Here is a 22232-nt window from a genome sequence, read left to right as displayed (position 1 = left end):
AAGAAGGAATTACTTGTCGTTTAATGCAACGACTCCTGGCAAAGCTTTCCCTTCCATAAATTCTAAAGATGCCCCGCCGCCGGTCGAAATGTGATCCATTTGATCGGCAAGACCAAACTTTTCAACAGCTGCTGCAGAATCCCCGCCGCCGATGACGCTGTACGCATTTGCGCTCTCAGCCAGAGCCTCCGCCACTGAACGTGTTCCGTTTGCGAACGATTCCATTTCAAACACGCCCATCGGACCATTCCAAATAACAAGTTTCGAATTCCGGATGACATTTGTATACGAATCGATCGTTTTCGGCCCGATATCAAGGCCTTGCCAATCTGAAGGAATAGCGCTCGTATCGACCACTTTCGTATTAGCGTCATTTGAAAATTCATCTGCTACAACAACGTCTTGCGGAATGAGTAGATTGACACCTTTTTCTTTCGCTTTTTCCATGAAGGCTTTCGCAGTTTCGATTTTATCTTCTTCCAGCAGCGATTTACCGACATCATCACCTTGCGCTTTAATAAACGTATAAGCGAGACCACCGCCTAAAATTAGGTTGTCTACTTTTTCAAGCAAATTGTTAATGACGTCGATTTTATCTTTCACTTTTGCGCCGCCAATAATTGCAGTAAAAGGACGTTCCGGGTCTGATAACGCTTTACCTAAAACTTCAAGCTCTTTTTCCATCAGGAATCCAGCTACTGCAGGCAAGTGATGAGCGATTCCTTCCGTCGAAGCGTGAGCGCGGTGAGCCGCACCGAATGCGTCATTGACATACACATCGGCAAGCGCCGCAAAGTTTTTCGCAAGTACCGGATCGTTCTTTTCCTCTCCAGGATAGAAACGGACATTTTCAAGCAATAAAACGTCTCCTTCTTTTAAAGCCGAAATCGCTGTTTCCACTTCTTCTCCGTAAGCCTCGTTTGTTTTGACGACTTTCTTGCCAAGAAGTTCGCTTAACCGGTTCGCAACTTCGTCCAAACGCAAACTTTCAACCACTTTTCCTTTCGGCCTGCCAAGATGGCTGGCGAGCACCACTTTAGCCCCTTGTTCGGCTAAATATTGAATCGTCGGAAGAGCGGCACGAATGCGCGTGTCGTCTGTAATTTCCCCATTGTCCATCGGCACGTTAAAGTCGACGCGGCAAAACACAACCTTCCCTTTAACGTCGATGTCACGAACGGTTTGTTTGTTCATACGTAATAAAACCTCCTGACAACATGTAATAATAAGACGAATATTAGTTTACATGAGAAAGAGGGTAAGAGTCTTCTTTATTCTCTTATCCCCCTTTTATTCGTCTCTCTCTATTAAAGTCCTTTTTTAGCTATAAAGTCAATAAGGTCTACGACACGATTTGAATATCCTGTTTCATTATCGTACCAGGAAATCACTTTCACCATGTTCCCTTCCATTACCATCGTTGAAAGAGCATCGATGGTTGAAGAGTTGGTGCATCCGTTGTAATCAGTAGATACAAGCGGCTCTTCGCTATAACCGAGGATGCCTTTTAGCGGACCTTCAGCGGCCTCACGCAATGCGGCGTTGAGTTCTTCCACCGTTACTTCTTTTTCTAATTCTGCGACAAGGTCTACTAATGAAACGTTCGGTGTCGGCACACGCATTGCCATGCCGTTTAGTTTTCCTTTCAATTCAGGAAGAACTAAAGATACCGCTTTTGCAGCACCGGTTGTCGTCGGAATGATGTTTTCTGCTGCAGCGCGTGCACGACGCATGTCTTTATGAGGCAAATCTAGAATTTGTTGGTCGTTCGTATAGGAGTGAACAGTTGTCATCATACCACGAACAAGGCCGAATTTTTCATGAATAACTTTTGCAAATGGTGCAAGACAGTTCGTTGTACAAGATGCATTCGAAATAACGTGATGATTCGCTGCGTCGTATTTGTCTTCGTTCACACCCATAACAACTGTAATGTCTTCGTCAGTTGCCGGAGCCGAGATGATTACTTTTTTCGCTCCTGCTTCTAAATGTTTCGCCGCGTCAGCACGTTTTGTGAAACGTCCAGTAGATTCCACAACAACTTCCACACCAAGGTCTCCCCAGCCAAGCTGTGCCGGATCACGCTCCGCTAATACTTTCACCTCTCTGCCGTCAACGATCAATGTATTTTCTTTTACTTCAACTTCTGCATTAAGTTTGCCATGAACCGTGTCATGTTTTAAAAGAAAGGCTAATGTGTTTGCATCTGTTAAGTCATTTACCGCGACAACTTCTACGTTCGGGTTATTTAATGCTGCGCGAAACACATTTCGTCCAATACGACCAAATCCGTTAATTCCAATTTTTGTTACCATGTTAAATGGACCTCCTTTTATAATAAAAAAATAGATAACTGTAAACAAATGTACAATAAGCAGGATACACACTTTTTTACAATTTTAAGCTTCTCCCGCCTGGCGAAGCAGTTTTCGTGCTGCTCCCTCATCGGTGATTAACACCTGTTTCGGGCCATGTTTCATAAAGGCGGCAATCGCTTCGGCTTTCGAAGCGCCTCCGGCAACCGCCATTAAAAGCGGACTGTTTTCTAATTCATTCAGCTGTAGCCCGATCGTTCGAACCCGGTGTACCACTTCGCCTTGCTTGTTAAAGTAGTACCCGAAAGCCTCGGCAACGGCTCCTTCTCGCTCTAATTTATCTAACACTTTTTGCGACGAATTGCGCCGTTTCGCCATTGTTTCAGCATCGCCAATTCCGTGGATGACTATACTTGCGGAATGAATAAGGGCCAATACTTCTTTAATGCCGGGCTCCTCGATTAATGATAGGTAGGATTCTTCACTTAAATCATCCGGGACATGCATTAATCGATATTCACCGTGCGCTTTTCTGGCCATGGTGGAACAGATCGTGTTTGCTTGATTCTCTACTTTCTCACCGAGTCCGCCTCGTGCAGGGACAAATATGATTTGTTTTTCTCGAATGCTTGGAGTCATCATTTCTGCAACGGCAGCCATTGTTGTACCGCCCGCTACGGCAATGACATGATCGTGAATTAATTCTTGTTTTAACCGAAGGACGGAAGCTTTTCCTAATTCCGCTTTTACCCACTCATCGGTATCGCTGTCACCGGGGACGACAATGACCTCGGATAACTTCAACACTTCTTTTAATTGGGCTTCTAAACGACTAAGACCGGATAAATCTTTCATTACCGCTTCTAACTGATCAAGAACATTCTCCCCATCATCAGTTAGCGACATTCCTGAAGCTAGAATTGAAACCAGGCCTTGATCTTTTAAAAATTGGACTTCGCTTCTCATCACTCTTTCCGTCATATTTAATTGGACGGCAAGGCTCCTTCTCCCAATTGGCTGGGAAATACGGATCACCCGCAATATCTTATATCGCTTTTCCATAACTTCCAGTAAATCCGGTATTAGTTTTTTTTGAATTCCCAATAAGTTATTCATCTTACTTACCCCAATCTAAATGAAACGAAAAAAACCGATGGACTTAATTTGTCCCGCTTAGTCATTTTATGTCCCGATTGTTGCAAAAAAAAGCCGAAATGACTTTTTTAAATTTACGTCCTTATTGTATCAGAACGTTTTGGAAAGTTCAATCATTTTTACTTACTCAAAATAAGCAAGCGCTTTCTTACTTGTTCTTTGTTGATTTGCCCATACTCAATAACCTCATCATCCATTGCGATCACAGGAATCATCAGCCCATATCGTTCAATCAGCGCATCATCTGTATAAATGTCGATTTCTTCAAGCTGAAACGGGATCTCTTGTTGCAGCTCCTCTAGTATCTTATGCGCTTTATCGCAGAGCGGACAGTGCTTTTTAGTAAAAAAAGAAAGTTTCAATTGATTCATTGTTTATGTTCTCCTTTTTTTCTTCTTTAATTCAACAAAATTATCTTGATTAAATAGCATATACTCATTATACAAAAAAGAAGCCTGCATCCGGAAATCCTTCCTGCAGGCTTCTTTTCTTAGTGTTCTACACGTTTTTTCCGCTTGAACTTCATTAAAAACTCATAAACGATCGGCACGATCAGAAGTGTTAACAGCGTGGAGCTTGTTAACCCGCCGATGACGGCGACACCTAGTCCTCTCGAAATTAAGCCTCCTGATTCAAACCCGAATGCGAGCGGAAGCAAAGCTCCGATCGTTGCAATCGCCGTCATTAAAATCGGACGAAGACGGGTGGCCCCTGCTTCTAAAAGAGCGTCCCGGGTTGATAAGCCTTCCCTTTCTTTATGAATGACGCGGTCGATCAGGACTATCGCGTTTGTTACCACGATACCGATCAACATTAATGCACCAATCATTGAAGAGATGCTTAACGTTTCCTTAGCAATGTAAAGAGCAAATAGACCCCCGATAACGGTAAACGGCAAGGAGAAAAGGATGGCAAATGGCGCCAATCCGCCTCCAAATGTAATCACTAAAATTAAATAAACGATCGCGATCGCGGCCAACATCGCAAGACCTAACTGCTGGAAAGAATCTGTAATTTGTTCGGTCACGCCGCCCATTGAGATGGAAACGTCGTCCGGCTTTTGAAGGTCATCAAGTTTCTTTTGAACGTCTTGCGATACCTTCCCAACATTATTTCCTATAATATCCGCGCTCACACTGACATAAACACGGCCATCGCGATGGGTAATCGTATTAGGCGTACTTCCTTTTTCAACATCCATCACATCTTTTAATTTCACTTGAGTCCCTGTGGCCGTCTCTACTTTAGTGTTCGTCAATTCGTTGATGTCCTTATAGTTCTTTTTATCCACATGGACATAAACATTTAATTCTTTGCCGTCCCGCTTAATCGTCGTTAATACAGGCTCTTCGCCAATATTGCTTAAGCCTGAACCGACTTGCCCGGCCGTTAATCCTAATTTGCTTAATTTGTTCTGGTTGGCAACAAGAGTATATTCTTCATACGACTTCGAAAGGCTTGAATCAACATTCGTCAACGAACCGTTTTTCTTCATCACCTTTTCAATATTCGTAACAACCGGCTTAAGTTCATCAATGGAAGAACCGTAGGCGTACACTTCGAGCTTGTTGCTGGAGGCGCCCGTTGAGAAATCCTGTGTTTTCCACTCCCCTTTTTTCGTTACTTTCTTCAAATCGTCAATGACCTGTTTTTTTACTTGTTCAAAGTCTTTCGTGTCCTTCTTATATTCAACGTAGAAAATGCCCGACTTGCTTCCCACGCCGGTCATCGGGTTGCCGCTGTCAACAGAATACTGGATCATTTTCACGCGATTGTCATCTTTAAAATAGTTCTCCGCCTTTACAGCCATCTGTTCGATTTCTTTATCGGTTTGGCCGGGATCCGGATTGTATGTCGCTATCATCATTTTCTGTTCATCCGACGGCAAGAAGCTTACACCGATTTTCGGAATTAAAAATAAGCTTCCAGCAAGAATCAAACAGGCAAGACCAAATGTGACAAGCTTATGATTCAGCGACCAGTTGAGAATTTTTTTGTAGGCGGCCGCTAATTTACCGTGTCCTTCTTTATGCTCACCGTTCTTTTTTAACCCGTTTTTGAAAAGTGAATGGGCAAAAGACGGAACGATGGTAATGGCGACAAGCAATGACGCGACTAATGCAAAAACGATCGTTAAGGCAAATGGCAAGAAGATTTCACCAACCGGTCCCTCCACCAACGCTAATGGAAGAAAGACGGCAATCGTTACGATCGTGGAAGACATGATTGGAATGAACATTTCCCTCGTCGCTTCACGAATTAACTCTTTTCCCCTTAGCTTTTCAGTCGATAACGTCATTCTGCGGTAAATGTTTTCAATGACGACAATCGAATCATCCACCACCCGTCCAATAGCGACCGTCATTGCTCCCAGTGTCATAATGTTCAATGAGATATCCATTTGCTTCAAGACGAGGAGCGCAATGACTAACGAAACAGGAATGGATACGATGGAGATGATGGTTGACCGGATATTTCGCAGGAACAGCAATATAATAAGTACCGCAAAAATTCCTCCAATTACCGCTTTAGACAACATCGTGTGGACCGAATCTTTGATCGGTGTCGCTTGATCAAATGTGTTCACAACGGTTAATCCTTTATGATCTTTTTTTAGATCATTTAACGTTTTATTCACTTGATCCGCAACTTCAACGGTATTGGCCTCGGGCGATTTTGTAATTTGGATTCCGATCGATTCTTTCCCGTTCGTTCTGGAAATCGATTCATGTTTGTTAACTAATGTAAGACTTGCAATCTCACTCAATTTAACAGTTGGCAATGATACACTGCTTTGATTGGCCCGACTTTGGGCGGCCTGCTTCTCATTACCCGGTGCTTGTCCCATCCCCGTCCCTTGCTTCATGTTTGGAGAGTGCGCAATTGCTCCGGTCGGTGCAGGCGTGTATGGGATTTTAATATTTTTTAAGTCTTTCAGCGTTTTGACACTTCCATCAACAACAACCGCTTTTTCTTTTTGGTCAATATTCATTAATCCTAATGGGACAGCTACATTCGTTCCTTTAATGAATTGTTCAACCGTGCTTGCATCGAGTCCATATTTCTTTAATTTATCCTTTTTAAATGTCAGTTGAATTTCACTTTCGTACTGCCCGGATGTCTGAACCGATGATACGCCATCAATTCCTTCTAATTCTGGTACGATATCGTCTTCAACCGTTTTTGTCAGTTGTTTAAGAGACTCTTTATCATTAGAAACACTTAAAGATAAAATCGGAAAGTCATTCAAATTGATCCGGGATACTTTCGGACGTTCGGATTTATCTGGCAAGTCCATATTCTCCAGCGCTTCCTTAACCTCGTCCTTCGCTTTATCCATGTTTTTATCAAACCCGTATTCAATTTGAATAGAAGAGGCGTTTTGCATCGAGGAGGAGCTGACGACATCTACTCCCGGAAGGCTTTTCACCTTTTGTTCGATCGGTTTTGTAATTTGCTCGGCCACTTCCTCCGGTGTTGCTCCCGCATAGGTCGTCGATACCATAAGCACAGGGGCGTTTATATCCGGCATCGTCTCAAGCTTCATTGTGAACCCGGAATAGATCCCGGCAACAACGACGATAAGCGTCAATAACCAAACGGCAAATTTATTTTTTAAACAAAATTGAATAATACGTTTCAACTATTTTCCACTCCTTCTCCATTGACCGACTAGTCACCCAATTAAAATATAAATGAGTGCTCATTCAGTTGCAACTATTATTATCATCAATATTGTGAACAAAAAAAGACCGTCATAAGAACGTGATTTCTTATGATGGTCATTCATTATTTACTGTATCGTTTTCGTTTAGCTGACGAAAGGATATTCATTTCTTCCCTGTACTTGGCCACCGTCCGGCGGGAAATATTCATTCCTCTTTCATTCTTTAACTTATCTGCGATTGCCTGATCCGATAACGGCTTTAATTTATCTTCCTGATTAATAAGTTCGGCAATTGCGAGCTTTACGACTTTTGCGGACGTATTTTCTCCGTTCGCTTTTTCAATTTTTGTTGTGAAAAAGGATTTTAATTCAAACGCTCCTCTCGGTGTTTGAATGACTTTATTTTTCACCGCCCGGCTTACCGTCGATTCGTGCATTCCTATGCGGTCCGCGACATCTTTTAACGTCATCGGCTCTAAATATTGCGGCCCTTTTTGCAAAAAAGCGGTTTGCGCTTTTACAATTTCTTCAGCAATTTTTAATAACGTTGTTCGCCGTTGTTCAAGGCTTTTTAGCAGCCATTGATATTTTTGATAATGTTCTTTTAAATATTTTGAAGCCGCTGCACCTTCACTTTTCAATAAATGGGTATAGCCTTCATTTAAATGGACTCTTGGTGCAAACTGATCATTTAAGTAGATTTGATAGTGCCCCTTTTCTTCTACAACCGTAATATCCGGGTAAAGAAAGAGACGTTCATCTTGATGTGAAACAGAATGGCCCGGCCTCGGCTCCAATGTTTGAATAAAATCAGCCGCTTCTTCCACCATTTCCACACTCACATGCAGCCGCTCGGCAATTTGTTTTAATTTTCGTTCTGCAAGTAAATCTAAATAGTTGTCCGCAATGCGATAAACGAGTTCATCCTCCATCGCCAATGCTTCTAACTGCAATAAAATGCATTCCCTTAAATCACGGGCCCCGATTCCTACAGGTTCTAATTGGTGTAAAAGTCCGATGACGTGTTCCACCGCTTTCTCGTCAATGCCAAACCGTTTCATCACTTCTTCTGTTGTCACTTGAAGATAACCATTATCATCAATATTTAAAATTAAAAATTTTAATATCGAACTTTCTTCCTTCGTTAATGGCAAAAACATCGTTTGATCAAGCAAATAATCATGCATGGTTTCTTTCGTATGATGAAGATAATCAAGGGTATTTTCTTCCCCTTCACCGATCGTTTTCTCTGACGTTTTTCTTTTTCCCATGGACATAAGATTTGATGGTTCAACAAGCTCTATCAAAGGATTTTCGTTCGCCTGTTCTTGCAAAAATTGCGACAATTCATAACAGGGATATTGCAAAATGGCAATGGCCTGTCGAAGCTCCGTCGTCATAACAAGACTTAAGCTCTGTTGTTGAAATAAACCAAGTTCCATTCTCCATTCCCCTTCCTGACACAACCATTTCCTCTATATAAAAAAAGACATAAGGTTTTTTGTACTATCTCCATCATACTATAAAAATTGAAAGCGGACACATGAAATATTTAGTAAGCCCTTTATTTTTTTAACATCAAAAAAAGGCGTTGGGAATGATTTCCCAACGCCTTATATTTTTTGGCAATTAAAGTTTTGTAACGTTAGCTGCTTGAGGTCCGCGAGCACCTTCAACGATTTCGAAAGAAACTTCTTGTCCTTCTTCTAAAGACTTGAAGCCTTCTGTTTGAATAGCAGAGTAGTGTACGAACACATCATTTCCACCTTCAACTTCGATGAAACCGAAGCCTTTTTCTGCGTTAAACCATTTTACTTTCCCGTTTTGCATGGGTAATCCTCCTGTCGATTGCCTGTGGCAACACTTAAAAATTTCTAAACCAAATTACAATGCTACACACTAAAAATAAAAGGGCCGTACATTCAAAGAGAAGTAGGATTTCAAAACACGTTTTACTTCTCATTTGAAGTTACGACCCGCTTAAATCCAGACGATATAACAAGTAATGGTTATGTTTACTATACCATGAACATTTCTTAATGTCAAAAGACGGAAAGAACTATTTTTATGGGTCTTCCTTTTATAACTTTAGACCTACTGTTTTTACTTTCCGCTTTGTGGCATGACCCGCTTGATAAAACACGATAAAATAAGCGCCACTGCCGCAATGCCTGTTGCCACAATAAACGAATCATTGATTCCTTCGATCGTTGCTTTCTTCATCATTTCACCGTAAATCATTTTCGTCGCCAGACTCTGGCCGGCCTCGCCCGGTAGTCCTGCTGCATGGGCAATGCCCTGCCCTAATTGCGTAATTTTATTTACGATATACGGATTTGAACTTGATATGCTGCTGGCAAAGTTCGTCTGATGAAACGTAGAACGGGTTGACATCACGGTCACTAAAAAGGCCGTGCCAAGACTTCCCGCTACTTGCCTTGCTGTATTGGAAGCTGCTGTTCCATGGCTGGCTAAATGCCTTGGAAGCTGGTTCAATCCTGCTGTCATGACCGTCATCATTAAGAAGGACATGCCAAACATCCGCGCCATGTATAAAAATAAGATATGAACATACGTTGTATCTGTCGTTAGCTTGCTGAACTGCCATGTTGTAATGACCGTGATCGAAAGCCCGACAATCGCTAGCCAGCGGGCGCCGATCCGGTCAAATAAGGCGCCGGAAATCGGTGACATAATCCCCATAATAATGGCTCCAGGCAAAAGCAATAAGCCGGAATCAAGGGCAGTGAAACCTCTAATATTTTGCAAATAAATTGGGAGTAGGAGCATTGCTCCAAACATCGCCATATTAATGGCCATGCTGATAATTGTAGTTAAAGAAAATACATCATATTTAAATACACGTAAATCCAGCATCGGCTTCTCGGCCGTTAATTCTCTCCATACAAAAGCGATCAAACCAATGATTCCGATCGTTAAGGAAGTTAATACAACTTTATCGGTCCAACCGTCATTCCCTGCTTCGCTAAAACCGTAAAGCAAAAAACCAAATCCGATCGTCGAAAATAAAAATCCTAAAAAATCAAATTTCGGATTAGTCGTTTTAATAACGTCCTTCATCCATAAAAAGGCGATAATGAGGTCAATCACTCCAAATGGCAAAACAATGTCAAAAAGCAGGCGCCATGAATAATGTTCAATCAACCATCCTGATAACGTAGGTCCGATTGCTGGCGCAAACAACATGGCAACACCCATAAGCCCCATTGCCGCTCCCCTTTTTTGAGGAGGAAAAATCGTTAAGAACACGGTCATCATTAAAGGCATAATGACCCCGGCGCCAGCTGCCTGGATCACCCGGCCAATCATCAAAAGAGAAAACGTTGTTGAAATGGAACAAATGAAAGAGCCTAACGTAAATAAAAACATAGCGGCTAAAAACAGTTTGCGCGTGCCGAATTTTTCAATTAAAAAGGCTGTGATCGGAATGCATATGGCATTGACAAGCATATAGCCGGTTGACAGCCATTGAACGGTATTTGCGGAAACGTTTAAATCCGTCATAATATGCGGAATTGCCACATTCAAGAGTGTTTGATTCAAAATCGCGACAAAAGCTCCTAGCATTAACGACGCTAATATTTTTCCAACCTTAAACTCGCCTTCAGGCTCATTTTTCATCATTCTTTTCTTTGTAACAGGGGTTTGATCAACCGCCTCATTCACATATTCAACGGCAGGTTCGGCAATGGATGATTCTTTTAATGTTTCGCCAATGACTTGATCCGCTGTCGACGGTGCCTCTGTTCGCACTTCTTCATTAGTCTCTGGCAACTTTTGTGTTTGAATGACATCGATTTGCCGGGCTTCCTGTTTCTTCCGTCTTCTTATTAATGCCACATTGACGAGCGCCAGTATGATTATGGCAATCACGATATATCCAGCTAAATATGTTGACATTTCTTCACCTACTTATGGATTCGGACTGTCACATTCATGCCAGGTACTATATCAAGTCCTTTATAATTGTCTAATTTTATTTTTACCGGAATAACTTGAGTTACTTTTGTATAATTTCCTGACGTATTCGAGCTTGGCATTAATGAAAACGTTCCAGCTGTTGCATAGCCAATTTGGTCCACCGTTCCAGTTAACGTTGAACCAGGATAAGCATCCACATATACATCAACATCCTGGCCTTTTTTCACATCATTAATTGAAGTCTCTTCAATATTGGCCGTTACCCATAAATTTTCAAGATCATACATTTGGGCCAGCGGCGTTCCTGCTGCTACGAAAGAATCCTTAACGGCTGATTTCTGTACGACGGTACCATCAGCAGGCGCTTTAATTTTAATTGTCTTTGGTGCCGGCGCTCCGGGTACTGCGGCTCCCGCAGGATGAATCGTTCCAATTTCATCACCTTTTTTGAATTTCTCGCCAACATCGCCTTTCCAATCCGTTAATTGTCCGTTCGCAGTTGCCGCAATTGTTACTTGCTGACCGGTAATCTGGGCGTTGTCCGTCTTTAAGTAATTGACGGAATTTGTATAGTAATAATATGCTGCAAATCCGCCGCCAACTAATATAAGCAATAAAATGACGTTTAATAAAATCATGCGTCGGGCATTCATTTTGACTTATCCTCCTTGAGTTTCAGCTTTTTTCTTTTTTCCTTTAAGCGAAAGTAATTTAGTTAACAAATAGTTCGTATACGAATTAATATGGAACAATAAAATTATATATGCATTTTTTATAATGTCAACAAAAAGAAGATTTATAATGCACATTTTCACCAATTGGCTTTTCCGGCTTCGTTTGCTACGATTATAGAAGAAAGGAGCAACTATAAAATGGAACAGTTTTCAGTATCTTTTTTTGAAGAGAACTTTAAGCAATATATCGAAAGGAATAAAGATGTATTTTCAAAGGTTCATGCCATGAATGCGTATTATCGTTCAATCGTCGGGACATTAATTAATGACCATTTGAACAAAAATGCGGAAATCGTCCGGCGCATTCGGAATTTGGAAGAAGCGTATAACAATGTTAAATCAGAACACTAAGGCTCATTACTGCGCTAAATATGCTTTCTTTTCTATAATTTCCCGCTCTCACACGTTTAAAAAATGGTGAAGCGGGAATGATGATTGATAGTTCAATAAAGGATTTTTAAGGCTTTACAGCGAATTACATACTGTATTGCTTTTTATTTGACCTTATTTGACCTTTTCTTGTATGATGTCAGTAGCCGAATAAAAGGCAAGATGATGATTTGAAATAATGTTTTTAAAAATTTTTCCACTCTTAAAAAGGAGGAGAACCATGAACTTAATCCCAACAGTTATTGAACAAACAAACCGCGGTGAACGAGCATATGACATTTATTCCCGCCTATTAAAAGACCGCATCATTATGCTAGGAAGTGCGATTGACGACAATGTGGCCAACTCGATTGTCGCTCAATTATTATTCCTTGCAGCTGAGGATCCGGATAAAGATATATCTCTTTATATTAACAGCCCTGGCGGATCCATTACAGCAGGTATGGCCATTTATGATACGATGAATTTCATTAAGCCACACGTATCTACCATTTGTATCGGCATGGCCGCTTCAATGGGAGCATTTTTGCTTGCTGCCGGTGAAAAAGGAAAACGTTTTGTCTTGCCAAACTCCGAAGTGATGATTCACCAGCCGCTCGGCGGAACACAGGGGCAAGCATCAGACATCGAAATCCATGCTCGCCGCATTATTCAAATGCGCGAACATCTTAATAAAATTTTGGCGGAACGAACTGGCCAACCGCTTGAAGTCATTGCACGTGACACGGATCGTGACAACTTTATGACTGCCGAGGAGGCTGTGAAATACGGTCTTGTCGATAAAGTGATTTCGTCAATCAGCGAATCGAAATAAGGACAAGAGAAATTTTTTCCCGTACGTTTTCTATTACCGAAAGAAAAAGAGCACTCACGTTCGAGTGCTCTTTTTTAGTGATTTTCCGAAATGAAGGCTTCCAGCGCGTTCATTGCTTCTTCTTCATCAGCGCCTTTTACAATTAATGTGATTTCAGCTCCTGAACCGATCGCGAGGCTCATAATTCCCATGATACTTTTACAGTTTACTTTCTTCCCGTCTTTCTCAATGAAAACATCGGAAGTAAAACGATTCGCCTCCTGGACAAAAAGTGCAGCCGGCCTTGCCTGCAAACCTGTTTTCAATTGGACTTTTACTTTTTTCTCAATCATTTTCCCTTTTTCCTCCCACAACACGTAATTAATTTATTTAATAGCTTGGCCCGATCGTATTTTATTTGCTATTTCATCTATTTTACGTAGCCGATGGTTTACCCCCGATTTGCTCACTGGACCTGAGGAGACCATTTCACCTAACTCTTTTAATGTAATTTCCTGGTGTTTCACCCGAAGTTCAGCGATTTCCCGGAGCTTATCCGGCAGGACATCGAGCCCAACTTCTTTTTCAATCAGACGAATGTTTTCCACTTGCCTTAATGCCGCTCCGACTGTTTTGTTTAAATTCGCCGTCTCACAATTAACAAGCCGGTTGACCGAGTTCCGCATATCTTTTAAAATGCGGACATCTTCAAAATAAAGAAGAGCGTTATGAGCCCCGATGAGCGTTAAAAATTCAGATATTTTTTCTCCATCTTTTAAATAAATAATATACCCTTTTTTCCGTTCAAGAACTTTCGCTTTTAATTCATAATGATTCATTAGTTCGCAAAGATCCTGGGTGTGGTCTTCATACATGGAGAAAATTTCAAGATGATAGCCCGTTTCCGGATGGTTAATCGACCCTCCCGCAAGAAAAGCTCCGCGCATATATGAACGCCGGCAGCAGCTTTTCTTTTTGATTTCCTTCGCAATCGTCCGATTAATGGAATAGCCCCCGCTCATAATCGATAAATCTTCTAATAACGCTTTTGCCTCCCCGGGAACGCGAACAATGTACACATTGTTTTTCTTTAATCTCATTTTCTTACGTACTAACAATTCAACATGAAATGAATAAAGGCGTTTAATCAATGTATAAATTCGGCGGGCAATCGCCGCATTTTCTGTCGGTATGTCAAGCACGAGCTTTCGATTGCTAAATGAAATGGAACCGTTCATGCGGATAAGTGCCGCAAGTTCAGCTTTTGCACAGCAATCTTTAATTTCCAATTGCGTTAATTCTTTTTTTGTTTCCGCGGCAAACGACACCATTTTCACCCCTCTCAATTACGGTAACGTGAGGGCAACCGCTTTCTTGTAGAGGCTGTTCTAAAAGTCCAATTAGCCTTCTTTTTTGAACACGGCCTCTTATATCAAAGATAAAAGCAGCTTGGAAACACGTTTCGCATCATGTCGTACAAGTGTGCCATATTGAATAATATTTTCGCTTATAATTTTTGCGCCAAACCATTTTAAACGGTCTTCGTCACAGATGACCTGGTCGGCTCCTTCTTCACGGTAAAGCTTGAGTACATCTTCCGGAATGTCTTCGTTGTTGACAATAATAACGTCTAACACATTTTTGCCAATATGGTCAACGAGAGCCTGGACATGTTCACTTGCCGTATAATTCGTTGTCTCACCTGGCTGTGTCATTACATTGCAAATATACACTCGTGGAACCGTTGCTTTCTTGATCGCCTCGCTTATGCCGCTTACAAGCAGGTTCGGCAAAATGCTTGTATAAAGGCTTCCAGGTCCGATGACGATTAAATCCGCATCCTCTATCGCTTTCACACTTTGCCTTAATGGTTCAATTTTTTCCGGCGTGAGAAATACGCGTTTAATTCTTTTGTTCGTTAACGGGATTTTCGATTCCCCTTTAATGACCGTGCCGTCCTCAAGTTCAGCATGCAATATGACGCTCCGGTTCGCCGCCGGCAGCACCTGGCCTCGAACGTTTAAAACCCGGCTCAATTCCTGGATCCCGGTTAAAAAGTCTCCCGTAATATCATGCATAGCCGCAAGAAGCAAATTGCCTAACGAATGGCCGGTAAGACCGTCTCCCGTTGTAAAACGGTGTTGAAACATGCGTTCAACTAGCGGTTCTACTTCAGAAAGAGCGGCAAGCACATTACGAATATCTCCTGGAGGAGGCATATCATACTCTTTCCGCAATCGTCCGGAGCTTCCTCCGTCATCGGCGACGGTTACGATAGCCGTTATATCAACAGGAAATTGCTTAAGCCCCCTGAGCAAAACGGAAAGCCCTGTACCACCGCCCAGGACGACAATCTTCGGTTGTTCCTTTTTCATTTATCCTTGTCCTTTCCCATATCACGGTGGCTAGAGAATGTAGAAAATTCTTTTGCTAATTCTTTCCCGATATATTCTGCTAACGCAACTGAACGGTGCTTTCCGCCGGTACAGCCAATTCCAATGATGAGCTGGCTTTTCCCTTCACGTTTATATTGCGGGATCATAAATTTCAATAGATCCAATAACTTTTCAAGAAAGGTCTTTGTCTCAGGCCATTTCAAAACATATTCTGAAATGTCTGCTTCAAGGCCGGTTCGTGGGCGCATATGTTCGATATAATGCGGATTCGGCAAAAAGCGCACATCAAATACAAGGTCTGCATCAATCGGGATGCCATGTTTAAAGCCGAAAGACATGACATTAATCGTAAATGGATGCGCTTCATTCGTTGAAAAGCGTTGAATGATCCTCTCGCGTAATTCGAGCGGTTTCAATTCAGATGTATCAATGATTTGCTGAGCGCGTCCTTTTAGCTCTTCTAACATTTCTCTTTCTTGAAGAATTCCCGAGAGCGGGTTTCCACTTTTAGCCAGCGGATGTGATCTTCTCGTTTCTTTATATCTCCTGACAAGGGTAGCGTCTTTACAATCTAGAAATAAAATTTGAGGTTGAATATGTGAGTAGACCGGAAGCTGATCGAGCGTTGAGAACAGCTGGTCAAAAAATTCTCGTCCGCGCAAATCCATCACTAATGCGACTTTATTCAATTTCCCTTCAGATTCCTCCATCAAATCAACGAATTTCGGCAAAAGTGCCGGAGGAAGATTATCAACGCAAAAGAAACCTAAGTCTTCGAAGCTCTGCATCGCAACTGTTTTTCCCGCGCCTGACATCCCTGTAATGATAACCATTTGAACATCTTTTGCTTCCATAACCGCTCCCCCCTTTTTTTAAAGCAAGAAATTGGCAGTCGCCTAATTCATACAGTCTTCTGATCTCTTTCTAGAAAACGCATTACAAATATATATTATGCCGGATCCAGCCGATACGATAAAAGTTTGTAATCAGGTGTGTAGGTGAACGTACCAAAAATCATGCCGCTTCCTCGAAGAACATAATCTAAAATGTGATGATCCCCGGGAGCCATTGGCAAGTTTCGAATTTCAGCGATCGGTTTCCATTCGACCTTTCCTTCTTCGCTTTCAGACAGTGATTCTCCTTCAAAGTTGGTTGCGAAAAAGGTAAACATCATCCATTCTGAAACAATTTTATCTTGTTCTTTGATGATAAAATTAAATACGCCTTTAAGCTGAGGATGTTTCAAATAAATTCCCGTTTCTTCGCGAAATTCCCGAATGACGGAATCACGGATCGATTCTTCAGACTCCATTTTTCCACCGGGGGCCACCCACCATCCCCTGCGTGGCTTTTGCAGTAAAAGAACTTGATTATCTTTTATCAAAACACAGTTTGTTACTCTTTGCACAAAGTTCACCTCGATTGCCTGAACATTAAACTAAGTATACTAAATTATAGTATTCCACTCAAATGCCAACTGCTTTAGACAATTGGCATTTCGGTGAAAAACGGCCCGGCTGCCGATTCCAGAGACAAAAAAGAGGCACGGATACGAGTTCCGTGCCTAACGTCTAGCTATTTATAAAAAGGGGGTCAATTTCTTACTATTATAATACCCCTTTATTGTTTCACCATTATTACAGAATGGTTAAAACCGAATTACGATTTTAATTTCTCCTTTAGTTCTTCTACATAATGTTGCGCGGCCTGCGCTGCGATGCTTCCATCGCCTGTTGCCGTAACGATTTGGCGAAGTGATTTTTCGCGGATATCCCCAGCGGCGAAGATACCCGGGACTTTCGTTTCCATCTTTTCATTCGTTTCGACATATCCAGCTTCATTTGTAATGCCAAGATTGAGGAAGGCCTGGTTTAACGGCAGCATTCCAACATAGATGAAGACGCCGTCCGTTTTAAACTCTTGCTCCTCTCCCGTTTGTGTATTGACAAGCGTTACTTTATTTACTTTATTGTTCTCTCCGTGAATTTCTTTTACGGTATGATTCCAAATAAAGTCCACTTTTTCATTATCAAACGCTCGTTGTTGCAAAATCGGTTGCGCCCGCAGTTTATCGCGGCGGTGGACGATTGTTACTTTCGTTGCAAAGCGAGTTAAATAAACCCCTTCTTCCACGGCAGAATCGCCGCCGCCAACAACGACAAGCTCTTTTCCTTTAAAGAATGCACCATCACAAACGGCGCAATACGAAACACCGCGGCCGCCAAGCTCTTGCTCGCCAGGCACGCCGAGCTTTTTGTATTCTGCACCCGTTGCGATAATAATGGCGCGGCCTTTATGTTCTTTGCCGCCAGCTACTACCGTTTTATATTCTTCGCCATCGATAATTTCTTTCACATCACCGTAAGCATATTCCGCACCAAATTTTTTCGCATGCTCGAACATTTTATTTGATAATTCCGGTCCAAGAATCGTTTCAAACCCCGGATAGTTTTCAACATCTTCCGTATTGGCCATTTGGCCTCCCGGAATCCCGCGTTCAAGCATTAACGTGCTTAAATTGGCGCGGGACGTATAAACGGCAGCCGTCATCCCTGCAGGCCCGGCTCCAATTATGATCACATCATAAATTTTTTCTTCACTCATGATTTAACCCACTCCTTTACGGAAAAGATGCGCATTCACTTAGATGTCAGAAACAGTTGGATAACTGGAATCGTCTGTTCCCGATTCCGACAAATCTAACCTCTTACTTCTAATTTCCGAACAAAATAGCTCCGCCATTTTGTTCTGCGTCATCTTGCCCCATCGTTCATTTGTAATAATGGTATATTCACCGATAAAGGAAGTCTATTAATTTGCTCAATCCGTCATTTCAAGCAGTTTCTTTATTTTTTTCAACCGTGATGATAAAACGGCAACCGATACCCCGTACCGCTCAGCAATTTCCCGTTGCGTCGCTCCTTGCTTTCGTTTTCTTGATAAATAGTCGAGGGCAGCCGCCATCCCTTTTTCATTTTTCAAAAGTTCAGGTTCTAGTTTTGCCCGATTCATGACTTCAAGCCAGAGGAACGTCATTTCATCATCAATAATTGCTTCCTTCTCTTTTAATAAATCGATGATGTCAAAGCCTTTTGTAAAAATAGAAGAAACGGTATGATAGATGTTTTCTTCATGTTTGTTTTTGACAACGACCGTACGGCCCGGTTCCATTTCCAACAGTAAATTCGCCGCCATCTCTTTTAAAAAGGGATGTTCTTCCCGTTTTAAACAAAAGGCTTCCAATAAAGAAACAGCCTCTTTATTCGTATTCCCTCTTAAAAGAATTAAATGCGTCAACTTATTTTTCTCAAGCGCTTTTTTAATTTGATTCAAGCGAACAAAAAAGCCCGGCTTCTTTTTTCGAACATTAGAAACTGGCGGAAGACGATATTGATAGTCCAGACCCGTAACCGTAAGCATGCCGATCATCGCTTGTTTCAAATAAAATGGGGCAACAACACCTTCCGGATCCATCTCTTCTACTTTTCGCCAATATTTGATGGCAAGATCAACGTTCCCAATGGCATAATAAGAAACGGCAATGAGATGGAAGAAGGCCGGACTGTAGTTCATTTGAAATTTTTTCACAGAGACAAGCCAGCGATTGGCATAAGTATGCTCCCCTAAAATGCCAAACGTGCTTCCTAATTTATACCGCTGTTCCGGATGAATTGGATGGATGACCTTCAACGCTTCCGTAATCTTTTTACATTTTTCATTCTGCCCTAAATGGTGATAAAAGATCGCCATGTTACAGAGTGCATTTAAATTGCCCGGATTTTTCGCAAGCACGTCCTCCAAAATTTGAAGAGCTTTTTCATACTTGTTTTCATAAAAATAGGTCAAGGCAAGATTATTATATGCTGCCCAAAAATTCGGGTGTTTTTCAATAATCTCCTTTAACTGCACTTTCGCTTCTTTCATATTTCCCGTTTCGATGCTATGGCGCGCTTTCTCGTGAGAAGCGATCAATTCCTCTTCCTCCGTTAGCTGCTCGGCTGGCCTTCCCGTTTCAAAGTAAATTAAATCAAGCAGCTCCTGGGAATCGTCAAAAAATTCACCGTTAGGCTCATGTTTCATATAAAGGATGGCGTGCTGCTCCGCTTCTTTAAACATGCCGAGGTGGGCATAATTGTTTGCCATAAAGAAGTAGCATTCCGCCATCTCGCCGTCCACATATTCAAGCACGTGCTGCAAGCAATTATTCGATTCTTGAAATTCGCCAAGTTCCGCAAGTGTCGACGCAAGCTGGCAATGAAAGGCCGGCTCATCCGGTTCAAATAATACGGCCCTCTCAAACATTTTTTTCGCTTTATGCAAATCTCTTTTCTGATACGCCTTTAGCCCGCATTGAAAATAATATTCCCCATCTTGCTTAAAAGGAAGGATACGGCCAGTTGTATCCGCGCTTTTTTCCTTCTCCATTTCTTCCTCCAATTTTTTAATCTATCTATTTTCATCTATTGTCTTATTCTCAAATAATTCACCGAAGAAAGTATACCATAGGTAGAAGATGTCATCATTACTTTTTCAAAAATTTGAGTGTCGAACTTTTGAAAAGTGAGTGATTGGGATAGTCGCTCTTTTTTCCCAAAAATCAATAGTTATATTTTCCTGCACGAATCAAAAACGTCATGCCGGATGGGCATGACGTTCCATTATGACGTTGTTTTTATCTTCCTGCTTCTATTCGTTGTTGTTTGTTTTTCGGCCTGTCTTTTCCCTTTGTTCAAAAATGCGGCCAAAAGCAATAACAGCCACGCCAAAATGAACATGAGGAAAATCATCGGCAATTGGTACAGGGCAAATTGGGCGAATTCATTTTCTTTAAAAAACCAACAAAGCGCTGTATGTATAATAAAAGAAACAATATAAAGCGGAAGCAGCTTAAAAAAGCGATGGACGCAATGTTTCTTTTTTTTCGAATCTAAAAAAATTCTGGCGGACTCAATAAACATTCTCAAACCTACGAGTACGGTAAAAATCATTGTAATCCCAGTGATTACTCCCAAACGATCAACTCCCTCTCACTCCCATGCTGAACGATTATAATAAACTAGTGAATAAGAATCAACCTATTCTTTGAGCCCAGCACGTTTTCTATGTACTATACCCATTTCGACAGGAACTCCACTTTTCAAACTGTGAAAAAAAATCTCTCTATTCCCGGTGTCCGTTATTAACTCTCCATCCCCTGTTGTCTAATAAACATAGAAATCATTTGAGAGGAATGAGTATGGGGAAGCCTGACAACACGGTAACCTATAAGGAATAGGCAACATGGGAGAAGAAGAGCGTTGTGAAGTGCTCGATGGAAAAATGATTCGTATGGCTCCCTCACCTATTCCGGACAAAATCAAACCGCGTGACGTAGAATGACTCTCAAGGACAAATTCGGGTCCAACATAAAAAATGTCCCCATAGAACGCCTCTCTAAGACATTTTTAACTCTCCTGGCGTGAATTTTGTCCGAGAGAACGCCTCTCTAAGACATTTTCGACTCTCCTGGCGAGGTCACTGAAAAAGTCCAAGAAATTTTCAAAAATGCTTTTTCCTAAAAAATACATCCCCACTTTGGTAAGCGAAATGCATTGTAAACACGATGCTATCCCCCACTTCCTAAGTGAAAAATACTGTTTTTTTGGGTTTTGGTTTTTCAAAAATTTTAGTTTTTTATTAAAAGGAACTTTTTCAGTGGCTTCTCTCCTGGCGTGAGTTTTGTCCGAGAGAACGCCTCTCTAAGACATTTTTGACTCTCCTGCCGAGAATTTTGTCCGAGAGAACGCCTCTCTAAGACATTTTTGACTCTCACGGCGTGAATTTTGTCCGTGAGAACGCCTCTCTAAGACATTTTTGACTCTCCTGGCGTGAATTTTGTCCGTGAGAACGCCTCTCTAGGACATTTTCAGGCTCCTTGACTTAAAAAATGTCCAATAGGTCGGCTCTCAAGTGCGAATCCAACCCCTACCCCTTCACGCGAAAAATGTCCTTTAAACTACTACCCCTAATGAACAAATCCGTGGTCCAGGTCGGGAAAAACTAACCTCTGCCGTCGTTACCCGACAAGCAATGGCTTCGCAACTTTATTCGAAAGTGAGAAATGAGACGTTAGATTTGTCGGAATCGGCGGATAGCGAATTCCAATTATGGTAGTTTCATAAAAAAAGCCGCTGGCAATTGATGTCAACGGCTTCTTCTGATCAAGCTTCTTCCGATTTTTTCTTATGGCGCTCATCGAGGACGGCAAGGATCTCATCCAACGGGAGCTTTTGCTCTTGCAAAAGGACGAGGACGTGGTAAAACAAGTCGGCGACTTCCCATTTCAGCTCTTCCTTGTCCCTGTTTTTTGCGGCGATAATAACTTCGCTCGCTTCTTCCCCGACTTTTTTCAAAATTTTATCGACGCCTTTTTCAAATAAATACGTCGTGTAGGCACCTTCCGGACGTTCCGCTTCTCTTTTTGCGATCACAGCTTGAAGCTCGCTGAAAATCGCATACCGGCCAGCCGAATTGGATATCGGGGCATCTATTAAAAGCGAGTTAGAGAAACAGCTGTATTCCCCGGTATGACATGCCGGCCCCTGTGGTTCGACGAGGACGACAAGCGCGTCTTTGTCGCAATCAAAGCGAATGTCGATCACTTTTTGCGTATTGCCTGATGTCTCTCCTTTATGCCAAAGCTGCTTTCGTGAGCGGCTAAAAAACACCGTTTCCCTTGTTTCTAACGTTTGTTGTAACGATTCTTCATTCATGTAAGCAAGTGTCAGCACTTCTTTGCTTTGGATATCCTGGACAATGGCCGGGATGAGTCCATTTTCGTCAAACTTAAGTTCTGCCATA

The 22232-nt window shown here is 41.9% G+C and carries 20 protein-coding genes; 2 read left to right on the top strand and 18 right to left on the bottom strand.

What is annotated here, in order from left to right:
• Window positions 1-9: 9 nt before the first annotated feature.
• The 9 genes from WD019_RS08145 to WD019_RS08105 form a co-directional block, all read right to left on the bottom strand.
• Window positions 10-1194 carry a phosphoglycerate kinase gene (locus tag WD019_RS08145; RefSeq protein ID WP_425711179.1) on the bottom strand — a complete coding sequence of 395 codons (1185 nt, stop codon included), beginning with the start codon at window positions 1192-1194 and terminating at the stop codon, window positions 10-12.
• 113 nt (window positions 1195-1307) lie between these two features.
• Window positions 1308-2315: a type I glyceraldehyde-3-phosphate dehydrogenase gene (gene gap, locus WD019_RS08140; protein ID WP_425711178.1), complete on the bottom strand. Its 1008-nt coding sequence runs from the start codon at window positions 2313-2315 to the stop codon at window positions 1308-1310.
• An 84-nt stretch (window positions 2316-2399) separates the two neighbouring features.
• Window positions 2400-3431, bottom strand: a complete 1032-nt coding sequence (locus tag WD019_RS08135; RefSeq protein WP_425711177.1) for a sugar-binding transcriptional regulator — start codon at window positions 3429-3431, stop codon at window positions 2400-2402.
• Between the two features lie 158 nt (window positions 3432-3589).
• Window positions 3590-3841, bottom strand: a complete 252-nt coding sequence (locus WD019_RS08130) for a glutaredoxin family protein (RefSeq protein WP_322786398.1) — start codon at window positions 3839-3841, stop codon at window positions 3590-3592.
• A gap of 119 nt (window positions 3842-3960) precedes the next feature.
• Complete coding sequence (locus tag WD019_RS08125) at window positions 3961-7113, bottom strand: efflux RND transporter permease subunit (protein WP_425711176.1); 3153 nt, start codon at window positions 7111-7113, stop codon at window positions 3961-3963.
• 146 nt (window positions 7114-7259) lie between these two features.
• A complete protein-coding gene (gene rpoN, locus WD019_RS08120) occupies window positions 7260-8579 on the bottom strand; it encodes an RNA polymerase factor sigma-54 (RefSeq protein ID WP_026677534.1) in 1320 nt (439 codons plus the stop codon).
• A 187-nt stretch (window positions 8580-8766) separates the two neighbouring features.
• The gene (gene cspD, locus WD019_RS08115; RefSeq protein WP_026677533.1) at window positions 8767-8967 is read right to left on the bottom strand and encodes a cold-shock protein CspD; all 201 of its coding nucleotides are present in this window, start codon (window positions 8965-8967) and stop codon (window positions 8767-8769) included.
• 273 nt (window positions 8968-9240) lie between these two features.
• Window positions 9241-11058, bottom strand: a complete 1818-nt coding sequence (locus WD019_RS08110) for a DHA2 family efflux MFS transporter permease subunit (RefSeq protein ID WP_425711175.1) — start codon at window positions 11056-11058, stop codon at window positions 9241-9243.
• 8 nt (window positions 11059-11066) lie between these two features.
• On the bottom strand, window positions 11067-11732 hold the full coding sequence (locus WD019_RS08105) for an HlyD family secretion protein (RefSeq protein WP_026677531.1): 666 nt from the start codon (window positions 11730-11732) through the stop codon (window positions 11067-11069).
• A 219-nt stretch (window positions 11733-11951) separates the two neighbouring features.
• On the opposite strand from WD019_RS08105, the gene yvfG reads away from it, so the two are divergent.
• Together yvfG and clpP are read left to right on the top strand one after the other, a co-directional pair.
• Window positions 11952-12164, top strand: a complete 213-nt coding sequence (gene yvfG, locus WD019_RS08100; RefSeq protein WP_425711174.1) for a protein YvfG — start codon at window positions 11952-11954, stop codon at window positions 12162-12164.
• 259 nt (window positions 12165-12423) lie between these two features.
• Window positions 12424-13017 (top strand): ATP-dependent Clp endopeptidase proteolytic subunit ClpP, encoded by a 594-nt coding sequence (clpP, locus tag WD019_RS08095; RefSeq protein WP_026677529.1) that lies wholly within the window; start codon window positions 12424-12426, stop codon window positions 13015-13017.
• Window positions 13018-13091: 74 nt separating this feature from the next.
• Here the strand turns inward: clpP and WD019_RS08090 are convergent, their stop codons facing one another.
• The 9 genes from WD019_RS08090 to hisIE all read right to left on the bottom strand — a co-directional run bounded on the left by WD019_RS08090 (window position 13092) and on the right by hisIE (window position 22231).
• Window positions 13092-13349 carry an HPr family phosphocarrier protein gene (locus tag WD019_RS08090; RefSeq protein ID WP_026677528.1) on the bottom strand — a complete coding sequence of 86 codons (258 nt, stop codon included), beginning with the start codon at window positions 13347-13349 and terminating at the stop codon, window positions 13092-13094.
• Window positions 13350-13382: 33 nt separating this feature from the next.
• A complete protein-coding gene (gene whiA, locus WD019_RS08085; protein ID WP_026677527.1) occupies window positions 13383-14324 on the bottom strand; it encodes a DNA-binding protein WhiA in 942 nt (313 codons plus the stop codon).
• Window positions 14325-14423: 99 nt separating this feature from the next.
• Window positions 14424-15371 carry a gluconeogenesis factor YvcK family protein gene (locus tag WD019_RS08080; protein ID WP_026677526.1) on the bottom strand — a complete coding sequence of 316 codons (948 nt, stop codon included), beginning with the start codon at window positions 15369-15371 and terminating at the stop codon, window positions 14424-14426.
• On the bottom strand, window positions 15368-16246 hold the full coding sequence (gene rapZ / locus WD019_RS08075) for an RNase adapter RapZ (protein ID WP_026677525.1): 879 nt from the start codon (window positions 16244-16246) through the stop codon (window positions 15368-15370). Before rapZ ends, WD019_RS08080 begins: the two co-directional genes overlap by 4 nt.
• 95 nt (window positions 16247-16341) lie before the next feature.
• Complete coding sequence (locus tag WD019_RS08070; RefSeq protein WP_425711173.1) at window positions 16342-16809, bottom strand: NUDIX hydrolase; 468 nt, start codon at window positions 16807-16809, stop codon at window positions 16342-16344.
• Between the two features lie 242 nt (window positions 16810-17051).
• Window positions 17052-17996 (bottom strand): thioredoxin-disulfide reductase, encoded by a 945-nt coding sequence (gene trxB / locus WD019_RS08065; RefSeq protein WP_026677523.1) that lies wholly within the window; start codon window positions 17994-17996, stop codon window positions 17052-17054.
• A gap of 216 nt (window positions 17997-18212) precedes the next feature.
• The gene (locus WD019_RS08060; RefSeq protein WP_425711172.1) at window positions 18213-19817 is read right to left on the bottom strand and encodes a tetratricopeptide repeat protein; all 1605 of its coding nucleotides are present in this window, start codon (window positions 19815-19817) and stop codon (window positions 18213-18215) included.
• A 233-nt stretch (window positions 19818-20050) separates the two neighbouring features.
• On the bottom strand, window positions 20051-20404 hold the full coding sequence (locus WD019_RS08055) for a hypothetical protein (protein WP_026677521.1): 354 nt from the start codon (window positions 20402-20404) through the stop codon (window positions 20051-20053).
• A gap of 1188 nt (window positions 20405-21592) precedes the next feature.
• Window positions 21593-22231, bottom strand: a complete 639-nt coding sequence (gene hisIE / locus WD019_RS08050) for a bifunctional phosphoribosyl-AMP cyclohydrolase/phosphoribosyl-ATP diphosphatase HisIE (protein WP_035351093.1) — start codon at window positions 22229-22231, stop codon at window positions 21593-21595.
• Between the last annotated feature and the right edge of the window lies 1 nt (window position 22232).

The organism is Fictibacillus sp. Mic-4, from assembly GCF_049843615.1.
Taxonomy (GTDB): Bacteria; Bacillota; Bacilli; order Bacillales; family Fictibacillaceae; genus Fictibacillus_A; species Fictibacillus_A gelatini.
This window is presented reverse-complemented; position numbering and strand designations above follow the sequence as displayed.

Coding starts and splice junctions, on each gene's coding strand:
- WD019_RS08080 (WP_026677526.1), bottom strand. CDS start 15,371: ATGAAAAAGGAACAACCGAAGATTGTCGTCCTGGGCGGTGGTACAGGG.
- hisIE (WP_035351093.1), bottom strand. CDS start 22,231: ATGGCAGAACTTAAGTTTGACGAAAATGGACTCATCCCGGCCATTGTC.
- WD019_RS08145 (WP_425711179.1), bottom strand. CDS start 1,194: ATGAACAAACAAACCGTTCGTGACATCGACGTTAAAGGGAAGGTTGTG.
- cspD (WP_026677533.1), bottom strand. CDS start 8,967: ATGCAAAACGGGAAAGTAAAATGGTTTAACGCAGAAAAAGGCTTCGGT.
- clpP (WP_026677529.1), top strand. CDS start 12,424: ATGAACTTAATCCCAACAGTTATTGAACAAACAAACCGCGGTGAACGA.
- trxB (WP_026677523.1), bottom strand. CDS start 17,996: ATGAGTGAAGAAAAAATTTATGATGTGATCATAATTGGAGCCGGGCCT.
- WD019_RS08090 (WP_026677528.1), bottom strand. CDS start 13,349: ATGATTGAGAAAAAAGTAAAAGTCCAATTGAAAACAGGTTTGCAGGCA.
- WD019_RS08060 (WP_425711172.1), bottom strand. CDS start 19,817: ATGGAGAAGGAAAAAAGCGCGGATACAACTGGCCGTATCCTTCCTTTT.
- WD019_RS08135 (WP_425711177.1), bottom strand. CDS start 3,431: ATGAATAACTTATTGGGAATTCAAAAAAAACTAATACCGGATTTACTG.
- yvfG (WP_425711174.1), top strand. CDS start 11,952: ATGGAACAGTTTTCAGTATCTTTTTTTGAAGAGAACTTTAAGCAATAT.
- rapZ (WP_026677525.1), bottom strand. CDS start 16,246: ATGGAAGCAAAAGATGTTCAAATGGTTATCATTACAGGGATGTCAGGC.
- WD019_RS08130 (WP_322786398.1), bottom strand. CDS start 3,841: ATGAATCAATTGAAACTTTCTTTTTTTACTAAAAAGCACTGTCCGCTC.
- rpoN (WP_026677534.1), bottom strand. CDS start 8,579: ATGGAACTTGGTTTATTTCAACAACAGAGCTTAAGTCTTGTTATGACG.
- WD019_RS08110 (WP_425711175.1), bottom strand. CDS start 11,058: ATGTCAACATATTTAGCTGGATATATCGTGATTGCCATAATCATACTG.
- WD019_RS08105 (WP_026677531.1), bottom strand. CDS start 11,732: ATGAATGCCCGACGCATGATTTTATTAAACGTCATTTTATTGCTTATA.
- gap (WP_425711178.1), bottom strand. CDS start 2,315: ATGGTAACAAAAATTGGAATTAACGGATTTGGTCGTATTGGACGAAAT.